The 20315-nt window shown below is 37.2% G+C and carries 18 protein-coding genes and 6 pseudogenes; 19 read left to right on the forward strand and 5 right to left on the reverse strand.

Annotated features, from left to right (window positions below; all coding sequences use genetic code 11):
- Positions 1–91: 91 nt before the first annotated feature.
- From IGJ44_RS03610 to IGJ44_RS03660, 11 genes and pseudogenes are all read left to right on the forward strand, one after another.
- Positions 92–1282 carry an IS256-like element ISLgar5 family transposase gene (locus IGJ44_RS03610; RefSeq protein WP_074536899.1) on the forward strand — a complete coding sequence of 397 codons (1191 nt, stop codon included), beginning with the start codon at positions 92–94 and terminating at the stop codon, positions 1280–1282.
- Between the two features lie 840 nt (positions 1283–2122).
- The gene (locus IGJ44_RS03615) at positions 2123–2695 is read left to right on the forward strand and encodes a Dps family protein (protein WP_002292150.1); all 573 of its coding nucleotides are present in this window, start codon (positions 2123–2125) and stop codon (positions 2693–2695) included.
- 144 nt (positions 2696–2839) lie between these two features.
- On the forward strand, positions 2840–3544 hold the full coding sequence (locus IGJ44_RS03620; RefSeq protein ID WP_003125436.1) for a Crp/Fnr family transcriptional regulator: 705 nt from the start codon (positions 2840–2842) through the stop codon (positions 3542–3544).
- A gap of 228 nt (positions 3545–3772) precedes the next feature.
- Positions 3773–4110 (forward strand): annotated as a pseudogene (locus tag IGJ44_RS03625) (hypothetical protein).
- A pseudogene (gene lgt / locus IGJ44_RS03630) lies at positions 4095–4949 on the forward strand (prolipoprotein diacylglyceryl transferase). The pseudogenes IGJ44_RS03625 and lgt overlap by 16 nt, the downstream one beginning before the upstream one ends.
- A gap of 146 nt (positions 4950–5095) precedes the next feature.
- Complete coding sequence (locus tag IGJ44_RS03635) at positions 5096–5329, forward strand: heavy-metal-associated domain-containing protein (protein WP_003125439.1); 234 nt, start codon at positions 5096–5098, stop codon at positions 5327–5329.
- Between the two features lie 319 nt (positions 5330–5648).
- On the forward strand, positions 5649–7553 hold the full coding sequence (locus tag IGJ44_RS03640; RefSeq protein ID WP_074536898.1) for a heavy metal translocating P-type ATPase: 1905 nt from the start codon (positions 5649–5651) through the stop codon (positions 7551–7553).
- Between the two features lie 102 nt (positions 7554–7655).
- Positions 7656–8264 (forward strand): annotated as a pseudogene (locus IGJ44_RS03645) (HAD-IC family P-type ATPase); the annotation flags it as partial.
- Between the two features lie 63 nt (positions 8265–8327).
- Positions 8328–8564, forward strand: a complete 237-nt coding sequence (locus tag IGJ44_RS03650; protein ID WP_005225223.1) for a heavy-metal-associated domain-containing protein — start codon at positions 8328–8330, stop codon at positions 8562–8564.
- A 1-nt stretch (position 8565) separates the two neighbouring features.
- Positions 8566–9117 (forward strand): annotated as a pseudogene (locus tag IGJ44_RS03655) (Dps family protein).
- Between the two features lie 16 nt (positions 9118–9133).
- Entirely contained in the window at positions 9134–9826 is a 693-nt protein-coding gene (locus IGJ44_RS03660; RefSeq protein ID WP_005225225.1) for a Crp/Fnr family transcriptional regulator, read from the forward strand.
- Between the two features lie 41 nt (positions 9827–9867).
- Here the strand turns inward: IGJ44_RS03660 and IGJ44_RS03665 are convergent.
- From IGJ44_RS03665 to IGJ44_RS03675, 3 genes and pseudogenes are all read right to left on the reverse strand, one after another.
- A pseudogene (locus IGJ44_RS03665) lies at positions 9868–10200 on the reverse strand (transposase); the annotation flags it as partial.
- Positions 10201–10311: 111 nt separating this feature from the next.
- Positions 10312–10932: a CadD family cadmium resistance transporter gene (locus IGJ44_RS03670; protein WP_005237707.1), complete on the reverse strand. Its 621-nt coding sequence runs from the start codon at positions 10930–10932 to the stop codon at positions 10312–10314.
- A gap of 401 nt (positions 10933–11333) precedes the next feature.
- A complete protein-coding gene (locus IGJ44_RS03675; protein ID WP_005225228.1) occupies positions 11334–11528 on the reverse strand; it encodes a hypothetical protein in 195 nt (64 codons plus the stop codon).
- A 271-nt stretch (positions 11529–11799) separates the two neighbouring features.
- On the opposite strand from IGJ44_RS03675, the pseudogene IGJ44_RS03680 reads away from it, so the two are divergent.
- From IGJ44_RS03680 to IGJ44_RS03690, 3 genes and pseudogenes are all read left to right on the forward strand, one after another.
- Positions 11800–12436: pseudogene (locus IGJ44_RS03680) on the forward strand (transposase); the annotation flags it as partial.
- Between the two features lie 900 nt (positions 12437–13336).
- Positions 13337–13573, forward strand: coding sequence for a hypothetical protein (locus IGJ44_RS03685; RefSeq protein WP_430606139.1), 237 nt, complete (start codon positions 13337–13339; stop codon positions 13571–13573).
- 330 nt (positions 13574–13903) lie between these two features.
- On the forward strand, positions 13904–14257 hold the full coding sequence (locus IGJ44_RS03690) for a nucleotidyltransferase family protein (protein ID WP_034868666.1): 354 nt from the start codon (positions 13904–13906) through the stop codon (positions 14255–14257).
- Between the two features lie 574 nt (positions 14258–14831).
- On the opposite strand, the gene IGJ44_RS03695 is transcribed toward IGJ44_RS03690, so the two are convergent.
- The gene (locus tag IGJ44_RS03695; protein ID WP_115224856.1) at positions 14832–14918 is read right to left on the reverse strand and encodes a type I toxin-antitoxin system Fst family toxin; all 87 of its coding nucleotides are present in this window, start codon (positions 14916–14918) and stop codon (positions 14832–14834) included.
- A gap of 121 nt (positions 14919–15039) precedes the next feature.
- Here IGJ44_RS03695 and IGJ44_RS03700 point away from each other — a divergent pair, with 121 nt between their 5' ends.
- On the forward strand, positions 15040–15273 hold the full coding sequence (locus tag IGJ44_RS03700) for a hypothetical protein (protein WP_005225230.1): 234 nt from the start codon (positions 15040–15042) through the stop codon (positions 15271–15273).
- Between the two features lie 527 nt (positions 15274–15800).
- Here the strand turns inward: IGJ44_RS03700 and IGJ44_RS03705 are convergent.
- Complete coding sequence (locus tag IGJ44_RS03705) at positions 15801–16220, reverse strand: S41 family peptidase (RefSeq protein WP_229045690.1); 420 nt, start codon at positions 16218–16220, stop codon at positions 15801–15803.
- A 41-nt stretch (positions 16221–16261) separates the two neighbouring features.
- Here IGJ44_RS03705 and IGJ44_RS03710 point away from each other — a divergent pair, with 41 nt between their 5' ends.
- The 4 genes from IGJ44_RS03710 to tcrZ all read left to right on the forward strand — a co-directional run bounded on the left by IGJ44_RS03710 (position 16262) and on the right by tcrZ (position 20300).
- Positions 16262–16942, forward strand: a complete 681-nt coding sequence (locus IGJ44_RS03710) for an IS6-like element IS1216 family transposase (protein WP_001067799.1) — start codon at positions 16262–16264, stop codon at positions 16940–16942.
- Between the two features lie 135 nt (positions 16943–17077).
- Positions 17078–17533: a copper-responsive transcriptional repressor TcrY gene (gene tcrY / locus IGJ44_RS03715; RefSeq protein WP_002337544.1), complete on the forward strand. Its 456-nt coding sequence runs from the start codon at positions 17078–17080 to the stop codon at positions 17531–17533.
- Between the two features lie 12 nt (positions 17534–17545).
- On the forward strand, positions 17546–20011 hold the full coding sequence (locus tag IGJ44_RS03720) for a heavy metal translocating P-type ATPase (protein WP_159161641.1): 2466 nt from the start codon (positions 17546–17548) through the stop codon (positions 20009–20011).
- Between the two features lie 82 nt (positions 20012–20093).
- Complete coding sequence (tcrZ, locus tag IGJ44_RS03725; protein WP_074536909.1) at positions 20094–20300, forward strand: copper chaperone TcrZ; 207 nt, start codon at positions 20094–20096, stop codon at positions 20298–20300.
- Positions 20301–20315: the final 15 nt, after the last annotated feature.

The following is a 20315-nucleotide window of genomic DNA, read 5'->3' on the forward strand; positions in this document are numbered from 1 at the left end:
AGTGTAAAATATTTTGTGTAAATAGAAAAAAGGAAGTCCCTTCTGTAGAATAGAGTTACCACAACACATTCACAGAAGAGAGGACTTCCCTATGAACGATTTTACTACAGAAATTCTAAAGACTCTAGCGAACAAAGGCGATTTGAATGAATTATTCCGTGTCCATTTGGAGAAAGCAGTCAATACGCTTCTCAAAACGGAGTTAACGGCTTTCCTAGATTACGAAAAGTATGATCGCATTGGTTTTAACACGGGTAATTCTCGTAACGGCTCCTATGACCGTACGGTCAAGACCGAGTATGGGGAACTTCATCTCCAGATTCCGCGCGACCGCAATGGTGAGTTCAAGCAACAGACTGTTCCTGCTTATAGACGGACGAATGACACGTTAGAGGAGACCGTCATTCACCTCTTCCGAAAAGGTATTACCATGTCGGAAATCGCAGACTTGATTGAGAAAATGTATGGGCATCACTACACGCCCCAAACCATGTCCAATATAACAAAATCATTTACAGAAGAGGTAACGGCGTTTAAAGGGCGGGAGCTTCATGACCGTTATGCTGCTATTTATATGGACGCAACGTATATTCCGTTAAAGCGGAAAACCGTCGCCAAGGAAGCTATTCATATCGCAGTTGGCATTCGCCCGGATGGATCAAAGGAAGTATTGAGCTATGCGATTGCACCGACTGAATCCATCACGATTTGGGAGGAAATTTTATTGGACCTTCAAGAGCGCGGTTTGAAAAATGTCCTCCTGTTCATCACGGATGGCTTAAAGGGGATGGTAGGAGCGATTAGTCGGTTCTATCCCAAAGCTCGTTTTCAACATTGTTGTGTACACGTTTCCCGTAATATCAGTCACAAAGTGCGTGTCGATGATCGTAAGGAAGTCTGTGATGATTTTAAAATGGTGTATCAAGCCTCATCTAAAGAGGTGGCGTTGGAAGCACGTGGTGCTTTTGCGGAAAAATGGAAAACCAGCTATCCAAAAGTGGTTGAATCGATTCTTTCGAACGATCACTTGCTCACTTTCTATGATTTCCCATTAGCCATACGCAAGAGTATTTATTCTACGAACTTGATTGAATCCTTTAATAAGCAAATCAAGAAATACAGCCACCGCAAGGAACAGTTCCAAAATGAAGAGTCGATGGAACGTTTCTTAGTCTCGTCTTTTGATACTCACAACCAAAAATTCCTAGGTCGCAGTCATAAAGGTTTCCAACAGGCCGAAGGCGAACTTGAACAAATGCTAAGCCAACTGATTGAGAATTAGAAATAATCTGCAGTAGGGAAGAATCATTTACACAAAATTATTGACGCTCCCGATTTTCTCAAAGGAAGGATAAAAATTGTTGATCAAAATGCTACCACTTTTAATACTCATAGGGTTTTATATTTTTATTAGTATTAAGATAAGAAATGCGAATGATATTAGCAAAACGACTAAATATGTTTTCTACTTTTTTATTGTTTTGGGAGGGGGAATTCTCCTTTATATTGCATTTGTTTTCTTATTTTTTGGTATAAATTTTTGAGGATGGAGGAGATGTAATAGTTATGAAGAAGACACTTGTTTTCTTTAAAATACATTTATAATACTAATATCTAATTCAGCAAATTTGACGCTCCCAAGCTAAAACTCCTATTAATCGATCTACTAAAAATAAATAAAAAATTCTTTTCAATTTTTATTTATGGTATGACATAAATAAAGTAAAGTTATTCTTCTAGGTTAATCTTATTAATACTCTTTCTCACTAGTGTTGCATGCAACACTAGTGAGAAAGAGTATTAAATATACTGCAAGGCAAGACATTTGGTAATTGAAGAATAACAAGCAAAAAAATAGCAGTCAGGTCTCTTGACAAAGTATAGTTGCTATTCTTTTTTTAGGCCCTACTTTAATGAAATTTTTGTTTGGAGGGAACGACTTCATTCCTTTGATTATTTCAGTTGAATTTAATAGAGAAGCCTGGCGTCTATTAAGAAATACTTTTCTTGATGAGCGTCAATTTTTTTAACGGAAATCTATCCTATACTAAATTCAGTAAAGAAAAAGGAGGAATCAAAGAAAGCTATTTTAAACAAACCAAAATTATAGGAGGAATAAATCATGACTGAAAATAAAGCTACTCAAGAAAGAACACCCCAAGAAAGATTGCAAGAAGAACAAGAACACAAGGAACATGTTCATCATACGAAAATTAATGCAGCGGCCATTGCGGATCATCTTTTAGGCAACATGCATACATTACATGTGAAACTGCACCAATATCACTGGTATGTAAAAGGAGCCAATTTCTTTACGTTGCATGAAAAATTTGAAGAGTTGTATAACGAAAATGAAAAATGGTTCGACAAACTTGCGGAGCGTCTAATTACTTCTGGGCATAAACCTGCTTCGACAACGGTTGAATTTGAAAAATATTCGATGCTTTCGGAAGATGCAGTTAATAAATACGCTAAAGCAGAAGACATGGTTGAAAATATTATCGAGGACTTCAGAAGCACTCGTGACCTAACTATTCGCGCGATTCGTTTAGCTCAAGACGAGGGTGACGATGCTTTAGAAGATACATTGATTGCTTTTAAAAATGACTTAGACAAGAACATTTGGATGCTGCAAGCGTTCATTGGTAAAGAAGCATTAGAAGATGATGACGCTCTTGATGAGGATGAAGATTAAGGTAAAAGTAGAAGCTGATTTAGGGATTGGAATTCTTTCCAGTCCTTTTTCCATTTTCTTGATGTGCATCAATTTTTTTGTAGTAAGAGACTTATATAATAAAAGCAGCGAATATAAACAAAATAAATAAAGGGGGAGAATGAATTGACTAAACATACCCATCATGAAATTGGCGACCACGCAGCCTGTATCCGCTTGGTTCCAATATTCAATCACTTAGAGGATAGCGCGATGAATTACATTGCTGAAAAAGCCCACACGAAACAGTATCAAAAAGGAGAGTTTCTGTTTCGTTCACAAGAAAAAGAGGATACTTTATATATTATCAATCGTGGGAAAATCCGTATTTATCGATTGGCAGACTCTGGCAAAGAGCAGCTAGTGCGGATCTTGAACCCTGGTGATTTCACCGGAGAATGGACCTTGTTCAACCCGGATGCAGTACACGAGGAATATGCCGAAGCAACCCGAGATACCGTTGTCTGTATGATTCAGCAAAAAGATGTCCAAGATTTTCTGGAACAATACCCAGCTATTTCTTTAAAACTATTGGCGGAAATGTCTAAACGGTTAGAAAGTTCAGAACGTCAAACGACACAAGTAGCCTTGGAGAGTGTCATTACCCGTTTAGTTTTGTTTTTGGCAGAAAATGTGGAACCTGAAATGGGCAACTCTCCCACCATCACCCTGCCGATGGAAAAAAAGGACATTGCTTCCTATTTAGGAACGACACCTGAGACCATCAGTCGCAAATTTGGAGAATTGGAGGACGAGGGATTGATTCAACAGCTGTCTGGGAAAAGGATCAAGATTCAGGATTTAGATGATTTATTGCTTTACAGCGAATAATCGGACACACTTTTTTCTACACGTTGGTGTTCTGTCGCTCTTCATTAACAACGGGACAGAACTCAGTGCTTTTGCTTCCATCTGTCCGTTTTTGGCTTTTTTAAGACAGAACGACCTTCATTCATTGGAAAAATAAAAGCACAAACATGATAACCCTCAAGTTTTTTTGTTTTATTTTTCTTTAAGATAGGGTTGTCGAACAAAACGTAAAAATAAGTAGGGGTGAATGTGCATTATTTTTGGGTGATAGTTGCCATCACGTTGTCAGCAGCGGGTGCATTCTTTGTCGTCCCTTTCACCAAGAACACGATTGGCGGCGAAGCAAAAACGTCTAACGTTGTTGAGGCAGATAGGTTAGCTATGGAAAAAGAAGAGGAAGTTGTAAAAGGAGCCGGCGTAATCGGACACGGAAAAGTGGCGTATTACGAAGCGAGTGACCAGGGAGATAAAAGTGTATTTACTGTTTGGTTTCCATGGAGCTTAGCCGGAATCTTGTTCAGCATCACCATGACTAGAATGACGCGAAAAATTGAAGAAATGAGCAAATAGAATGGAATTCGTATTAGGCGTTTTGAATCCCCATGCGGTGGAGATTGGTTCTGTTGTGATTCATTGGTATGGAGTCATTATTGCAGCGGGCATATTAGCGGCTCTCCAGTTGAGCACCAAGGAAGCAAAGAAAAAAGGACTGGAAGAGGATACCATTATCGATATGGCCTTATGGGCAATTCCGATTGGACTCCTCGGCGCTCGGCTTTATTATGTGTTATTTGAACTTGGTTATTATCTGCAAAATCCAGGACAAATCCTTGCGATTTGGAATGGCGGCATTGCGATTTATGGGGGATTGATTGCAGGAGGGGGTACGCTATATTGGTATGCAAAGAAAAAAGGTACTTCTTTGGCACTCGTTCTTGATATTTTAGCGCCCAATGTATTGTTAGCCCAGTCCATTGGTCGTTGGGGCAATTTTATGAATCAGGAAGCTCATGGTGGACCGGTTACTCGTCAATTCTTGGAAAATCTTTATTTACCTGAATTTATCATTGAACAAATGAATATCAATGGTACCTACTACCATCCGACTTTTTTATACGAGTCATTGTGGAGTTTGTTGGGCTTTGTCCTCATCGTCACTATACGGAACCGAAAACAGCTTTTGCGTCAAGGAGAAGTCGCTTTGAGTTACGTTTTGTGGTACTCAGTGGGTCGGTTCTTCATTGAAGGTATGCGAACGGACAGTTTATGGATTGGCGAGTAGATCCGCGTTTCACAAGCCTTGTCTCTGGCCCTGTTTATTGGCGCGATTGTAGTATGGTTTATACGCAGACAAGACTATCCACCAATTTATTATTATTCTGATGGCAATAAGGGGCAGAAAAAGACTATTAAGATGGTGAATTGAGCAAAAAGATAAAAAGAAGTGCAAAACTTGATATGCGTCAATTTTCGTTTGCTAAAAGTGAGCTATACTACAGTTGTAAAGAGGAAAAGGCAGTGTTCATTAATCTGCTGCGGATAAAATAAAAACACATAAAGGAGATAGGAATTATGGAAAAAGCTATATTGCAATTAGAAACGTTGTCTTGTCCAAGTTGTATGCAAAAAATTGAAGGTGCCTTGAAATCAGTTAACGGTATTGATAAAGACAGCATTAAAGTATTATTCAACTCCAGCAAAGTCAAAACCAATTTTGATTCAGCTGTCACTTCGATTGAAGAGATTCAAAAAGCTATCGAAAACGTAGGCTATCCGGTCCTTAAAGCAAAAGTCAAGGCCGCTTAACAGATTAAATGAACTAGGCAATTCTGGAAGAAAAGCTATTTTTCCGGGATTGCTTTTTTGTTGCAATCCGATTCGAGGTGCTTAGAAACGATAAAAGAGAACTTTCTAAACTTGATAGCCGTAAATTTTTATTCGATAAAAAGAGGGTATCGTTATAACTGTAAAGAGGAATAAGTGTCATTGAGGCTGTTAGATCAAAAAAATAGTGAGAAGGGACACGTATTTTTTCAAAACTTGATGTCAGTCAATTAATTACTTAGGCAATTATCTTATACTGTGTTTATCAATAAAAGAGAAATTAAATTTGGAGGGAAAAAGCATGCAACAATATATATTAAGCAAGAAAAATGTTATCACCGTCATCAGTGGATTGTTAATCGCACTCGGTTTCTTCAGTCACTTTGTTTTAGAAAACGTAGGACTTTCAGAGTGGTCTTTGATCATCGCCTCTGTCTTTGGGATTACGCCAATTGCCATTCAAGCGTTTCAAGCAATGAAAGTCAAAGTCATCAGTATTGATGTCTTAGTCAGTATTGCAGCGATTGGTGCGCTTTTTATTCAAAATTATGAAGAATCGGCTATTGTCACGTTCTTATTCTTATTCGGACACTACTTGGAACAACGAACATTGAACCAAACGCGATCTGCTATCAAAGAATTGACTGAAATGGCACCCGAAAGCGCCTTGAAACAAATGGATAATGGCGAATTTGAAGAAGTAGAAGTGGATGATGTAGATGAAGGGGATATCTTGCTCGTTAAAACGGGTGCGAAAGTTCCAGTGGATGGCACAGTCCTTACGGGCGAAGGGCATATCAATGAAGCTAGCATTACAGGGGAAGCTGTTCCGGTCAACAAGCTAGCTGATGCAGAAGTTTTTGCAGGAACCATTTTAGAAAACGGAACGATTCAAATCAGAGCTGACCGAGTTGGTGAGGACACCACATTTGGAAAAATTATTGAACTCGTGGAAGAAGCACAAGATTCTAAATCCGAAGCGGAACGGTTCATTGATCGCTTTTCTAAATACTACACACCAGCTGTCTTGGTTCTGGCAATTGTTGTATGGGCGTTCAGTCAAAATATTGAGTTAGCAATCACCATCTTGGTTCTAGGTTGCCCAGGCGCATTAGTTATCGGAGTGCCTGTCTCAAACGTTGCCGGTATCGGGAATGGTGCTCGTAACGGTGTTCTTTTAAAAGGGAGTGAAGTCATTCAAGACTTCAGCAATGTGGATACAATTGTATTTGATAAGACAGGTACTTTAACTGTCGGAAACCCAACCGTTGCAGCGACTGAACTGTATGAAAAAGATTCTGCTGAAACGCTTGGCTATCTGGCCAGTGTGGAACGGGAATCAGATCATCCATTAGCAAAAGCGGTCTTAAATCAAATTGGAGAAACAAATTTTTATCCTGTTGAAGGAACTGAAGTCGTGAAAGGCGGCGGAATCGTTTCAAGTGTAGCTGGACATAGAGTGGCTGTTGGGGATGTGGCCTTGATGGAAAAAGAAAATGTCACTCTCAGCAAAAAAGTGCAAAAAGATGTCAAACGGTTTGAACAACAAGGGAACTCTCTCGTTTTGACAGCGGTCGACGGTGAATTAAAAGTACTGATGGGCATTCGCGATCAAGTCCGTCCGGGTGTGAAAGCTAATTTGCAGGAATTAAAAGACTTGGGCGTGAAAAATCTAGTCGTTCTTTCAGGAGATAACCAAGGAACCGTTGATGTGGTCGCCGGCGAACTTGGTTTGACCGAAGCTCACGGCCACATGTTGCCGGAAGACAAATCGGCTTATATCGGAAAACTTCAACAACGTGGTCAAATTGTAGCCTTTGTTGGAGATGGCGTTAACGATAGTCCGTCCTTAGCTTTAGCAGACATTGGAATCGCAATGGGAAGCGGAACGGACGTAGCGATTGAAACATCCGATGTCGTTTTAATGAACTCGAACTTCAGCAACTTGCCTCACGCATTAGGATTAGTAAAAGCCACCGCAAATAATATGAAACAAAATATCGTGATTTCAATTGGAGTAGTGTTGGTCTTGTTGACCAGCGTCTTCTTCAGCGAATGGATGAATATGTCTATCGGAATGTTGGTTCATGAAGGTAGTATCTTGGTGGTAATTTTCAATGGCATGAGATTAATGAAGTATAAGTTGAAAGGTCGAAAAGAACAAAAAGAAGTATCAGCACCTGCAGAGAAAGTAAAAATATCTTAAGAATAAATTAGAAGAGGCTGAGACAATAGTCCATCCTTGAAATGACAAAAGCGGAAACTCAGATTTTTAAATCTGGGATTTTCCGCTTTTTTGAGTTCTTGAAAAAAAAAGAAGAGTATTGTATTAACGGCAGTTGATCGTAAGTTAATTATTTTAATGGGAATCCGTGACCAAGTTCGAGCAGGTGTTAAACAAGACCTACAAAAATTAAAATCACTTGGTGTTAAAAATCTCACTGTATTATCAGGGGATAATCAAGGCACAGTTAATTTAGTTAAAAAGGAGCTAGGATTAACCGAGGCTCATGGCGATATGTTACCTGAGGACAAGCAAGCGATTCTAAAAGAAAGACAGTCTACTGGTGAAATTATTGCTTTTATTGGTGATGGTGTGAACGATAGCCCTTCTCTAGCTACTGCAGAAGTAGGGATTGCTATGGGAAATGGGACAGATGTGGCTATTGAAAGTTCAGATATTGTTCTAATGAATTCCAATTTTAATCGTCTCCCCCATGCTTTAGGTTTAGCTAAAGGGACATATGCGAATATGAGACAAAATATTCTAATTGCTGTTAGTGTGGTGATAATATTATTGGTTAGTTTAATATTTAGTGAATGGATGTCTATGTCGATAGGTATGTTAGTTCATGAGGCAAGTATTTTAGTAGTTATTTTAAATGCAATGAGATTAAGAAGATATCAATTAAGATAATTGATCTATGTCAATTATCTTAAAAGAAATGTCCTGTATAATTTATTTAAAGGAGTGATAGATATGACTAAAGCAACATTAAAATTAGAAACATTAACTTGTCCATCGTGTTTACAAAAAATTGAAAGTGGTTTAAAACAGACAGCTGGTGTAGAAAAAGATTCTGTAAAAGTACTGTTCAATGCAAGTAAGGTAAAAGTAGATTTTGATGAAGAACAAGTCAATTTGAGTACAATTGAAAGAGCTATTGAAAACCTAGGATATTCAGTTATTAGTTCAAAAGTAAAGGAAGGTGTATAAAATGACAACAGCAAATGAAAGACAAGAAAAATTAGCTGCTGAAAAAGCATATAAAGAACACATTCATCATACTAAGATTAATGCTGTAGCTGTCACAGATCATATACTTGCTAATATCCATACCTTACATGTAAAATTACATCAATATCATTGATATGTGAAAGGCACAAATTTCTATTCATTGCATAGTGTTTTTGAGAATTTATACAATGAGAATGAGACATGGTTTGATAAGATTGCAGAACGTTTACTAGCTTCAGGATTTAAGCCAGCTTCAACAACTACTGAATTTCAGGAATTTACAATAATTTCTGAAGATCCGTCTGAAAAATATTATTCTGCTGAAGAAATGGTCATACAGTTAGTAGAAGATTTTAGGACTAATCGTGAATTTACCGTTCGTGCAATGCGTTTAGCACAAGAAGAAGCAGATGATGCATTAGAAGATTTACTAATTAGTTATAAAGATTACTTAGATATAAATATTTGGCAACTTCAAGCCTTTGTTAACAAGGATGCGTTAGAAGATGATGACTATATAGATAACGATTAATTAGGAGGAAAGCTGTATGGCACACCATCACCACCATAGTCATATAGATTGTATACGTTTAGTTCCGATTTTTAATCACCTAAATGAAGAACAAATGAGTTTAATTGCGCAATCAGCGCAAGAAGTACATTATGCAAAGAATGCGTTGTTATTTGGAAATGGTGATAAAGATGACACACTTTATATTATAAATAATGGGCGTGTACGTGTTTATAACTTAAATGAATCTGGTCGTGAACAAACTGTACGCATATTAAATCCTGGTGATTTTATGGGAGAAGTGGCTATTTTTCAAACTGAAAGTTACCATTCTAATTATGCTGAAGCAATATCAGAAGTGAGCATATGTAGAATTCATAAAAAGGATATGGATGACTATTTAGGCGCTTACCCAGAAATTATGAGAAGAATACTATCAGATGTTACGAAACGTTTACAGGTATCAGAAAAGCAAACGATGCAGGTTGGTATGGAGCAAGTAGAGTCTCGTATTATTGATTTTCTATCAGAATACGTTGAAGATGAAGAAAACCATACTTATGTGACTTTACCAATGTCGAAAAAAGATCTAGCCTCGTACTTGGGTACAACCCCAGAAACAATAAGTCGTAAGTTCTCATCATTGGAAGAGAGAGGTTTAATTAAACAGCATACTCAAAAATATGTTGAGATATTTGATTTAGATAAGTTATTATTTGCATCAAGTTAAGTTAAATGGTTCTGTGTCAAATAGTATTGGTCAGCAACACTATTTTTACCAAATGTTGAAAAATGAGGAACAGGATCTTCTAAACTCAAACCTAAAAACCAGCGATAAGCGATATTCACTTCTATTTCTTTTATTGTTTGTCTCATACTTTTAATACCAAATAGATATTGAATCATTGGTAATTTAATTAGAAGAATAGGATCCAAGCTAGGACGTCCTTGGATTTCATCGTATTTCTCTTTAACCAATTCATAAATAAAGGAGAAATCAATACATTGATCTATTTGCCGCAATAAATGGTCCTGTGGGACCAAGTCTTCAAGAGAAAAGAAACCGATTTGTGCGCGTTTACTCATATCTTGTTTTGAGAGCATCTGGATACACCTCCAATTGATACTCTTATTTTAACGGATAAAAAAAGACAAAGCACTAAAAACTAGTACTTTGTCTACAGTCTGAAAGCCCCATTTAAGGGGCTTTTTTATCTATAAAATAAAGTTCAGAAAAGTCTCAATCGTGCCACTTTCATACATGATGTATAGTCCAAGTGGAATGAATACTAAGGGCACAATGATTCGCTCGTATTTTTCAATTGTCTCGGATATTAACGGAATAGAAGATAGCACCCGACTAAGCTCGCAAAAGATAATTATGCCGATTGCAAACACAAGCAACGCCACGAGGGTCTGTGACCAATCTAACGAAGCAAAATAAGGTATATAGATACCTAAATTATCTCCGCCAGACGCAATTGTCAGCAATGTGACTGTCCAAAACAGTTGATTTGCCTTGCTTTGTTCTAATCTTTCAATAATTTCTTCCTCTTCTTCTTCCTCACCTTCTCCAACAATTGCAAAGCGAATCCCTAAATAGATAGGGATTAAACCAAGCAATCCAACCATCCATGCTTCAGGCACGAAATTGACGACATAAGCAGCAACTAAACTCGCCCCTACAAGTAAGCCAGTTCCTAGATATTGCCCCGCATAAATATGCCATTTCTGTTTATTCTGTGATAGCTGTGCAAATAAAATAATTAAAATAATTAAATAATCGATACTGGTGGAAATATAAACACCAATAGCAGATATGATTGTCTGTCCCATAAAAAAACCTCCAGTATTAGTCAGTAATAAATCAGCAGATTTTAGGAGAGCACAGACACATTAATTTAGCTATCGCTAATGGGTAATGTCGAACGTAGGAAAGCATTTTACTCCTCCTCAAAACGTAGTTACAAAGTAATTTCTAACTGGAATTCGGTGACTACTTCCTTGTAAAGTATAACCCACTATACTTTACAAGGTAAAGTGTGGGCTCTCCGAGGGGTCTTGCAGACGGCTCTGTCGGCTCTTTTGAGCCGAGTATCAGCGCACCCTTATGGTGGCATTTAGCTGATACCTGTTTGACGTTTTGCTACTCTACCTTTTCGGTAGGTATGCAAACCTCAAACCAAAATAAAAACCCCCTTCGACTTTCGTCAGGGGGCTTTTATATTTAAGTGCATTTAATTTTGAAGATTACCCTCAAAATATAGACCAAAAACATCGACATTATTATTAATGGTTTGATGAAAACGAGTGATATTTTTGAACGTAAATTCATCACTATGATTTTCAAAGTATCTTCTTAACTGAATAATATTTTTTAAATCATTATCTGCAACAACAGTTAATAATTCATCTTTAAATTTACCAGTCATCTCTCAAAAATCTCCTAGCTATTTTTCTTCTTTAACCACATACCGTCAATCATCTTGTTGATTGCTAAAGTATTATTATTAATTGCCACGTCAAACAATTCATCTGATTTTTGAATACAAATCATTAAAATGGTAATTATGATATTGATTTTTGGGATTCTTTTCCAGCTGGAATGGACGAGTTAGCGAAAATTTTTAGAATGGTTGTCATGGGTGAAGATACCGTAAAAGGAATTGCATTAACTATGGAAATATTGCGGATGCTGCGACTATAGCTAAAGAAGCCTTAGAGGCGTTCTGTGACTTACTACAAGAAGAAGGAAAAGGTTGCTTTAAAGATCCAGAAAAAATTGCCAAATCATTCAACGTGCAATTACCATGAGTTATCGTTTAGGTAGACTTTCACAAGAATCCATCAATGTCGTTCTAAGTGTTCTTGTACGTGAAATTCGTGCGCTTGAAAAGAACATCAAAGACTTGGAAAAGCAATCAAGCAATTATTTGTCGGCATTCGAGAATATCAATATTTGCCCGGTGTTCCAGGTATTGGAAAGGTGTACTCCACTTAATTAATCGTTGAAATCGGTCAAATTGAACGATTGGAAAATCAAACAAAATTGGCAAAATATGCAGGCTTATATTCGAAAGTCAAACAATCTGGTAACTGTCAGTCATAAAATACACCTCTGACAAAACAAGGGAATCGCTATTTTGGATACTACTTAGTTAAAGCTACCAACTCTATAAAAAAGTATCTTCCTGAATATAAAGTTTTTTATCAAAGCAAATGTAAAGAGGTCCCAAATATAAACACAAACGAGCAATCGTCTTAAGTTACGCGTCTTGTGGATACGCTACTACGTAACCATCGACTCTACGCGTTGCCAAGGAGAGTAATAGGTAAATAACATTCTGTTATTGACGCAAACCTTTGAAATCCCCTGTAAAAAATTTGATTTTAGGCGGAGCTAGTTAAGTGCGCTTCAAAACAGGTTACACAATAAAAATATTTTCAATCTTCAACTTGACTTATTACCATTAGATTTATTGACAAGAGCCTTTAAAATATATCTATTTTCGGTTTTTTATATTCAACAAGAAAAGACAAGATTCTCGAAGTACTGGAAGATTCTCGTCTTTTCTTTCATTTCATTGTTATTTAAGAGTTATCGTTACGATAATTTTGTCCATTTATTTTCTTAAAATCACAACTAAATTTTATCATAAAAAAAATGATTCCTATAAGTTAGACTAAGAATCTAACTTTTGGGGATCGGTTCAAAAAGTCTAGTTTCTTTATAAATTCATGAAATTATCAAATTCTAAAAATTCATTATATCCGAGAATGATTGAGGAAGAGAACAAATCTCTTGTCGAAGAAATAAAAAATGCACGAGAAAAAATTGCTTCTTTCACTGAAGAAAAAGAATATCAAGTCGGAGAGTAGTTAGCAAAAATGTAAGATTCAATCACCACTTTGGAGAATACGATTGAATCATTTAAAGGGAACATTTCAGATAATCAAACCAAAATTTCTGATATCGAAAAGACGATTCAGTTGATTGAATCGAAAATTGACGAACTCAAAAAAGGTGTGTGAGATAACATGTCAAAGAAACGAATTCCGGTATTTTTAGACACGGAACATGAAGATGCTTTGAAAGAATTATAAACCTATCTGCCCGTTGACGAGGATATTAAAGATAGTCCGATGATTCGATATGCGCTGCTTGAATTACTTAATCGGGTGAGAAAAGAAATAAATTTCGAAAAAAAAAGTATTGGATTCTTTGTCTTTATTAGAGATTATGACCAATGCAAAATTGGAGCAAGATCATACCAAAATACAAGACCTTTTATCTTCTGATGTTTATCAAGAAGCAGTCACAATGAGTAAGAAAGTTGTTCGAAATAAGAACTATCGCTTTAAAAACAGGAAGGACGAATCAAAGAAAGAAGAAAAGAAAAAGGTCAAATCTGTTCAAGAAGATGTCAAAAAAGAACGTGATTTTAATGATATTGTTTCCCAATATTTACCAAAATAATTGAGGGTTGATGGTGGCACCTAGGTGGCACTTTTTACAAAAAGTACCACCTAGGTGCCATCGGTAGTGGTATCTGGGTGCCACTAAAAAAGCCGCAATGATATCACTTTGAAATCTCTTAAAACCCAATAGGCACAGCCTATTTTCCACCTTCTAACTAGAAGGTGGGGGTATCTACCTTATGCTCTTTCCCTTTTTTTGATCTAAAAGAAGCAATCGATTTACCTGTTCCTTCCCTTTTTTATCAATATTTTTTCCTAAACGGTGAGTATAATTGTCGCTTTTCATTTTTATTTTAATATTCAAATTGAAGACAAGGAGTTCGGTTATTTGATTTATACAATTAGTGACATTCAAAAATTATGTACACCAATATTTTTAGAATGGAAAATAAAAAAAGCTTTTCTGTTTGGGTCATACGCTCGAAACGAAGCAACAGAAACCAGTGATTTAGATATTTTAATCGACGGTGAAGGGTCTTTGCTCCAAAATATATTTGATGTGATTCGGTTAAAAAGTAAATTAAGTAGCGCATTAAAAAAAGAGATCGACCTTACTACACTACGTGCAATCAACGCAGAAACAAACCAAAAAAGAAACCCACTTCTCAAAGAAAATATAGAAGCAGATTGTGTAATGATTTATGATTTTAAAACGAGCGACTCATTTAAAGTAAAGGGTTGAAGCGCAGATACCATTGATCAATTTTTACAAAACTTTTGATTAGTTAGAGAGAAAAAACTTTGCAAAATAGTTTACTTTCGTTATGATAAAAAAGAGAAATGGCGTACAGCGTTTGCTGTGCAGACGCTGTAGGATTTTTGCGCTAGCAAAAAATCCTTGTAGCCTTTCTGGTGTCACTTCAGCTTGCTGTGCGAGCTGAAGTGACCGTGAACCCCCATTTACTAATAGGGGGGTTAGGAAACGACTTCCTACATGTAACGAGGTCAGAAAAACCTTAGTGCTGCAAGGGATTGAGCAATTTTAAAGTTGGTTACATTTTTGACCGATAAAAGTTGAGAATGTAACCAACTTTTTTAGACAGAAAATCGCAAATAGTTTTAATGTAAAAAAACGATCGGTACTGATTGCTGCATTTTGATTTTTTCAAAATTTCTTGCTATAATAAATGTGCGAAGCGATATTAAAGAACAAGCATGTTTACACCAAAAAGCCCTCCTACTGCGAATAGGAGGGCTTTTTTTGCGCTGTTGCGACTCCAGCGTTGGGGCCAGAAGGCAACTGCTTCGACTATCGGCTAATCGTCTAGCCAGCGATCAACTAGTAAGAGTACTAGACCCACGAATAGTGGAGCGATAATCAGCGATATTAAAGTTTCTAGCATATTTACACCCCCTCACGGGGCAGTTTCCATTAACGAGTATAACATGAACAATTCAAGTGATCAGTTGTTTCTTTATTTTCTATTGTCTTTATAATAATCCATAAAAAGAGGAGTTGATATTGTGCACGGTGCAGAGGATTCTCGGCTAACCTATGAACTTTCCCGCTACTTGACCAATACAGAATGGGATCGAATCGAACGAACCAAAAAAATTTATGAAAGGATCAAGAGTGAGGAAGAACTGAACCAACTCAGTAAATCCACAAAAATCCCTTTCGACCATTTACGGCTGATCATGCAAGGTGAGATCATAGCGGACGACTATATACTAAAATTACTAGAAGAAAACATGTAGTTTTCTTACTACATGTTCCTCTACTTTGATTGCTGCATTCAATCGGTTTCGCTTGGCAAAGCGAATTCATGTATACTAAAAGAAAAACAAACGAGGTGGCACCCTTGTGACAACGGACAGATAACCAAAACAAATGTTGACAGTAAAAGAACTTGCTGAATTTTTTGGTATCAGCAGACAAGCTAGGTCGTCCCGATTTGCTTGAAGCGTTCGAAGTTCCTGACACAGCAGCTGCACGTATACTAAGACTAAAAACTGATAGACCAACATTAAGAAAAGAGAATATATTACAGAAAATATAACTTTAAGGTGGAATAGTTATGGGTAAATTCTTTTCAAAATATGATTATTTTTTATATTTTATTGTCGCTATTTTAAGTTTAATCGCATTTCTAGCAAGACATAGTACAACTTGGTTAGTGTTATTTTTCGGGTGGTTAAGTATTGGATTTACTCATGTTGCAAGAAAAAAGCACAAGTAGCAAAGTAAAAAAAAACTTGGAATGAAAAATCTTTGCAAGTTTTTTTTACTTTAATTGAGATTTTATCCATTCTATTGCAGAACTTTTGCTATTATTTGTTTGAACATCTGGATTAATAGGAACATTTTTATAAATTTTATTTGTTCTGTCTTTTACAAAAGCAGAAGTTATTTGTAATGTCGATCCATCGTATAAATAGACAGTTTGATTGGCAGAAGTGTAACCTGCTGAATCAGACCCAAAAAATTTAACATTAGGGATCCCCTTAAAGCACAAAGCGGTTAATTCGCCAGAACTCCCTGTATTACTGTCTATTAATATGGCAATCGGCACTTTTTTTATTTTTTTGTTATCACTTATTTTTATTGTTGAGATGTTACTGTTTAATTTGCCACTTTTAAGAGTTACAGGCTCTAAATCGTTGTTTCTATCGGTTCTGTTGCAAAGTTTTAAATCTACTATCAAATAAGGTAGAATAATAGAAAAAGATAGCAGGAGGAATGACGATGAATCCTTTTAAAGGAAAGCAATTTCAGCAGGATGTGATTATTGTAGCCGTGGGCTACTATCTTCGTTATAACCTTAGCTATCGTGAAGTTCAAGAAATCTTATATGATCGTGGCATTAACGTTTCTCATACGACGATTTACCGTTGGGTGCAAGAATATGGTAAACTACTCTATCAAATTTGGAAAAAGAAAAATAAAAAATCCTTTTATTCATGGAAAATGGATGAAACGTACATCAAAATTAAAGGAAAATGGCATTATTTGTATCGAGCCATCGATGCAGATGGTTTAACCTTGGATATTTGGTTACGTAAAAAACGGGACACACAAGCAGCCTATGCTTTTCTTAAGCGGTTAGTGAAGCAGTTTGATGAACCGAAGGTTGTAGTCACAGATAAAGCCCCCTCTATTACAAGTGCCTTTAAGAAACTAAAAGAATACGGCTTTTATCAAGGGACAGAACATCGTACCATTAAATACCTGAATAATTTGATTGAACAAGACCATCGTCCAGTAAAGAGACGCAATAAATTCTATCGAAGTTTACGCACTGCCTCTACCACGATTAAAGGCATGGAAGCCATTCGAGGATTATATAAGAAAACCCGAAAAGAAGGCACTCTCTTCGGGTTTTCGGTCTGTACTGAAATCAAGGTATTATTGGGAATCCCAGCTTAAATCATAGATACCGTAAGGGATTTTATTCTTTATTTAAAACTTTGCAACAGAACCAACTCTTGACAATAATTGTTTACTAGTGTAAACTCTATTTAACATTAATGTTTACGCGAGTAAACGAAAGGGGGAGAGAATATGAGTACTATAGCTGTAGACCTTCATATAACCGATGCTGAATGGGAAGTTATGCGTGTAGTCTGGGCGAATGGTCGAGTGACTAGTAAAGAAGTCATTTCTACATTGGGAGAGAAAATGGACTGGAAACAAGCGACAACCAAAACGCTCTTAGGTCGACTCGTGGAAAAAGGCGCACTGAATACAGAACAAGAAGGTAGAAAATATATTTATTCGGCAAATATCGAAGAGAAAGAAGCGGTAAGAAGTTTTACAAACGATATTTTCAACCGTATTTGTCGAAAGAGTGTCGGGAATGTAGTAGGGAGTATCATTGAAGATCATGTCTTAAGCTTCGATGATATCCAGCGACTAGAAGAAATATTAGAGATGAAAAAAGCTTTCGCAGTAGAAGAAGTGGATTGTCAGTGTACAGAAGGGCAATGCGATTGCCATTTACATCATCATGGAGAATAAGGAGCGAAAAAATTGGAGAATAAATCGTTTGCCATAGAAGGTATGACCTGTGCGTCTTGTGCGCAGACAGTAGAAAAAGCGGCAAAAAAAGTACGTGGGGTCACACAGGCTTCCGTGAACCTAGCAACAGAAAAGTTGAGTATAGAATACAATGAAACAACTTTTTCGGTAGAAAATCTACAAAAAGCGGTGGATAATTCAGGGTATGAACTGATTGCCCAAGAAGGAACGACGCAAACCTTTGCAATTGAAGGTATGACCTGCGCATCCTGTGCACAGACAATTGAAAAAGCTGTCGGAAAGTTGTCGGGCGTAGATAAAGCTTCAGTCAATTTAGCGACAGAAAAAATGCAAGTTTCTTATAACCCGTCAGCAATTTCAGTATCTGATGTGATTGGTGCTGTATCCAATAGTGGTTATGCAGCCGTATTAGAAACAACTGAGACTCAAGATAATTCACGAGCAGAGAAGCGTGAGAAAAAAGAAAAAAGAATGAAGCAACTTTCAAATCGTTTTGGGATATCCATTATATTTACAATCCCTGTATTAATTATATCCATGGGTCCAATGATCGATATGCCTCTACCAAATATCGTTGACCCAATGATAAATGCATTTAATTTTTCTCTTTTACAACTTATTCTGACTTTGCCGATAATGGTAGTAAGCTGGGAATATTTCCAGAAGGGATTCAAAACCTTATTTAAAGGTCACCCAAATATGGATTCCCTGATTGCCCTTGGTACCGCAGCCGCTTTTGTATACAGTCTGGCAGCGACGATCGGGACAGGCCTGGGTTACGGCAACTTTTCCGATTTACTTTACTATGAAGTGACTGGAGTTATCTTGACTCTTCATACGTTAGGGTTATTTTTAGAAGAGCGATCAAAGGGGCAAATGTCCTCAGCTATTGAAAAATTAGTTAACTTGGCTCCTAAAACAGCTCGAGTAATACGTAATGGTGTGGAACAAGAGATTACTGTGGACGAAGTCGCTTTAGGAGATGTTATTCGAGTTCGTCCGGGAGAAAGTATGCCTGTAGATGGTGTTGTTGTTGAGGGACGCACTTCAGTCGATGAATCAATGCTGACAGGAGAAAGTATCCCCGTGGAAAAGGAAAGTGGAGACGAGGTTATTGGGGCTAGTATCAATAAAAATGGTTCCATTGATTACCGCGCGACTCGAGTGGGAAGTGATACAACTCTATCTCAAATCATAAAATTAGTAGAAGATGCTCAAGGGTCTAAAGCACCCATTGCTCGAATGGCCGATATCATTACCGGATATTTCGTACCGATTGTTATAGCATTAGCCGTTTTAGCAGGGATTGCTTGGTTAATTGCAGGTCAATCTGGAATATTTGTTTTATCTGTTATCATAACAACCCTTGTCATTGCTTGTCCATGTGCCTTAGGTTTGGCGACTCCAACAAGTATTATGGTTGGAACCGGAAAAGGGGCAGAACATGGTGTCTTGATAAAAAGTGGTGAGGCGTTAGAAACCACTCATAATTTAGACACGATTGTATTTGATAAAACAGGGACACTGACAGAAGGTAAACCTATCGTGACGGATATTTTGGTAACTCCTCTTATTACTAAAGAAAATCTTTTATATTATGCAGCTTCCGGTGAAACAGGTTCTGAACACCCATTAGGCGAAGCCATCGTACAGAAATCAAAAGAAGAGAACATGACATTAGCTAAACCAGATCATTTTGAAGCGATTCCTGGACACGGGATTCGAGTTGAAATTGAGGGCAAAGATATGTACATTGGAAACCGTAAACTGATGCTAGAGCAAAAGATTGATTTATCAAGTGTGGAAAAAGAATCCGATCGTTTAGCAGACGAAGGAAAAACACCGATGTATCTCTCTGTTGATGGAGAACTAGCTGGAATTATCGCAGTAGCTGACACACTCAAGGAAAATAGTATGAAGGCTGTTAAAGAACTTAGAAGACGCGGTGTTGAAGTAATCATGATTACTGGAGATAACAAACGAACAGCCAAAGCGATTGCTAAGCAAGTGGGTATAGACAGTGTATTAAGTGAAGTATTACCTGAAGATAAAGCAGAGGAAGTCAAAAAACTACAAGAGGCAGGCAAGAAGGTAGCGATGGTTGGAGACGGCATTAACGATGCACCCGCATTAGCTCAAGCAGATGTCGGAATTGCAGTTGGATCAGGTACAGACGTGGCGATTGAATCGGCTGATATTGTCCTTATGCGTAATGATTTAACCGCTGTATTGACTGCGATTGATTTAAGTCATGCAACGCTACGAAACATTAAACAAAACTTGTTCTGGGCTTTTGCTTACAACCTTGTAGGTATTCCAGTTGCGATGGGTCTCTTGTATATTTTTGGCGGACCATTGATGAGTCCAATGTTTGCGGCAGTCGCCATGAGTTTCAGCTCCGTATCGGTCTTGCTTAATGCTTTACGGTTAAGACGATTCAAACCAGCAGTTGTTTAGAAAACACGTAGCTTATCTGGGATTTAAACTTCTTCCTATTCTATATAATAGGAGAAGATAAAAAAAAAAGGGGAATAAAATAATGAAAAAAGAAGTCTTATTAGATGGCGTAAAATGTGCAGGTTGTGCGAACACGGTACAAGAAAGATTTTCAGCTATTGAAGGGGTTGAATCTGTAGAGGTTGATTTAGAGACTAAAAAAGCAGTACTTGAAAGTCAAACAGAGATTGATACCGAAACGCTCAATGCTGCTTTAGCAGAAACTAACTATTCAGTATTAAGTGCATAAAGTACGAATACCATT

This window comes from Enterococcus sp. DIV1368d (assembly GCF_050542975.1).
Classification (GTDB): domain Bacteria; phylum Bacillota; class Bacilli; order Lactobacillales; family Enterococcaceae; genus Enterococcus_D; species Enterococcus_D casseliflavus.

Bases quoted from the DNA above. Each gene is read 5' to 3' on its own strand.
- IGJ44_RS03610 (WP_074536899.1), top strand. From the start codon at position 92: ATGAACGATTTTACTACAGAAATTCTAAAGACTCTAGCGAACAAAGGC.
- IGJ44_RS03615 (WP_002292150.1), top strand. From the start codon at position 2,123: ATGACTGAAAATAAAGCTACTCAAGAAAGAACACCCCAAGAAAGATTG.
- IGJ44_RS03635 (WP_003125439.1), top strand. From the start codon at position 5,096: ATGGAAAAAGCTATATTGCAATTAGAAACGTTGTCTTGTCCAAGTTGT.
- IGJ44_RS03640 (WP_074536898.1), top strand. From the start codon at position 5,649: ATGCAACAATATATATTAAGCAAGAAAAATGTTATCACCGTCATCAGT.
- IGJ44_RS03650 (WP_005225223.1), top strand. From the start codon at position 8,328: ATGACTAAAGCAACATTAAAATTAGAAACATTAACTTGTCCATCGTGT.
- IGJ44_RS03660 (WP_005225225.1), top strand. From the start codon at position 9,134: ATGGCACACCATCACCACCATAGTCATATAGATTGTATACGTTTAGTT.
- IGJ44_RS03670 (WP_005237707.1), bottom strand. From the start codon at position 10,932: ATGGGACAGACAATCATATCTGCTATTGGTGTTTATATTTCCACCAGT.
- IGJ44_RS03675 (WP_005225228.1), bottom strand. From the start codon at position 11,528: ATGACTGGTAAATTTAAAGATGAATTATTAACTGTTGTTGCAGATAAT.
- IGJ44_RS03685 (WP_430606139.1), top strand. From the start codon at position 13,337: ATGACCAATGCAAAATTGGAGCAAGATCATACCAAAATACAAGACCTT.
- IGJ44_RS03695 (WP_115224856.1), bottom strand. From the start codon at position 14,918: ATGCTAGAAACTTTAATATCGCTGATTATCGCTCCACTATTCGTGGGT.
- IGJ44_RS03710 (WP_001067799.1), top strand. From the start codon at position 16,262: ATGAATCCTTTTAAAGGAAAGCAATTTCAGCAGGATGTGATTATTGTA.
- tcrY (WP_002337544.1), top strand. From the start codon at position 17,078: ATGAGTACTATAGCTGTAGACCTTCATATAACCGATGCTGAATGGGAA.
- tcrZ (WP_074536909.1), top strand. From the start codon at position 20,094: ATGAAAAAAGAAGTCTTATTAGATGGCGTAAAATGTGCAGGTTGTGCG.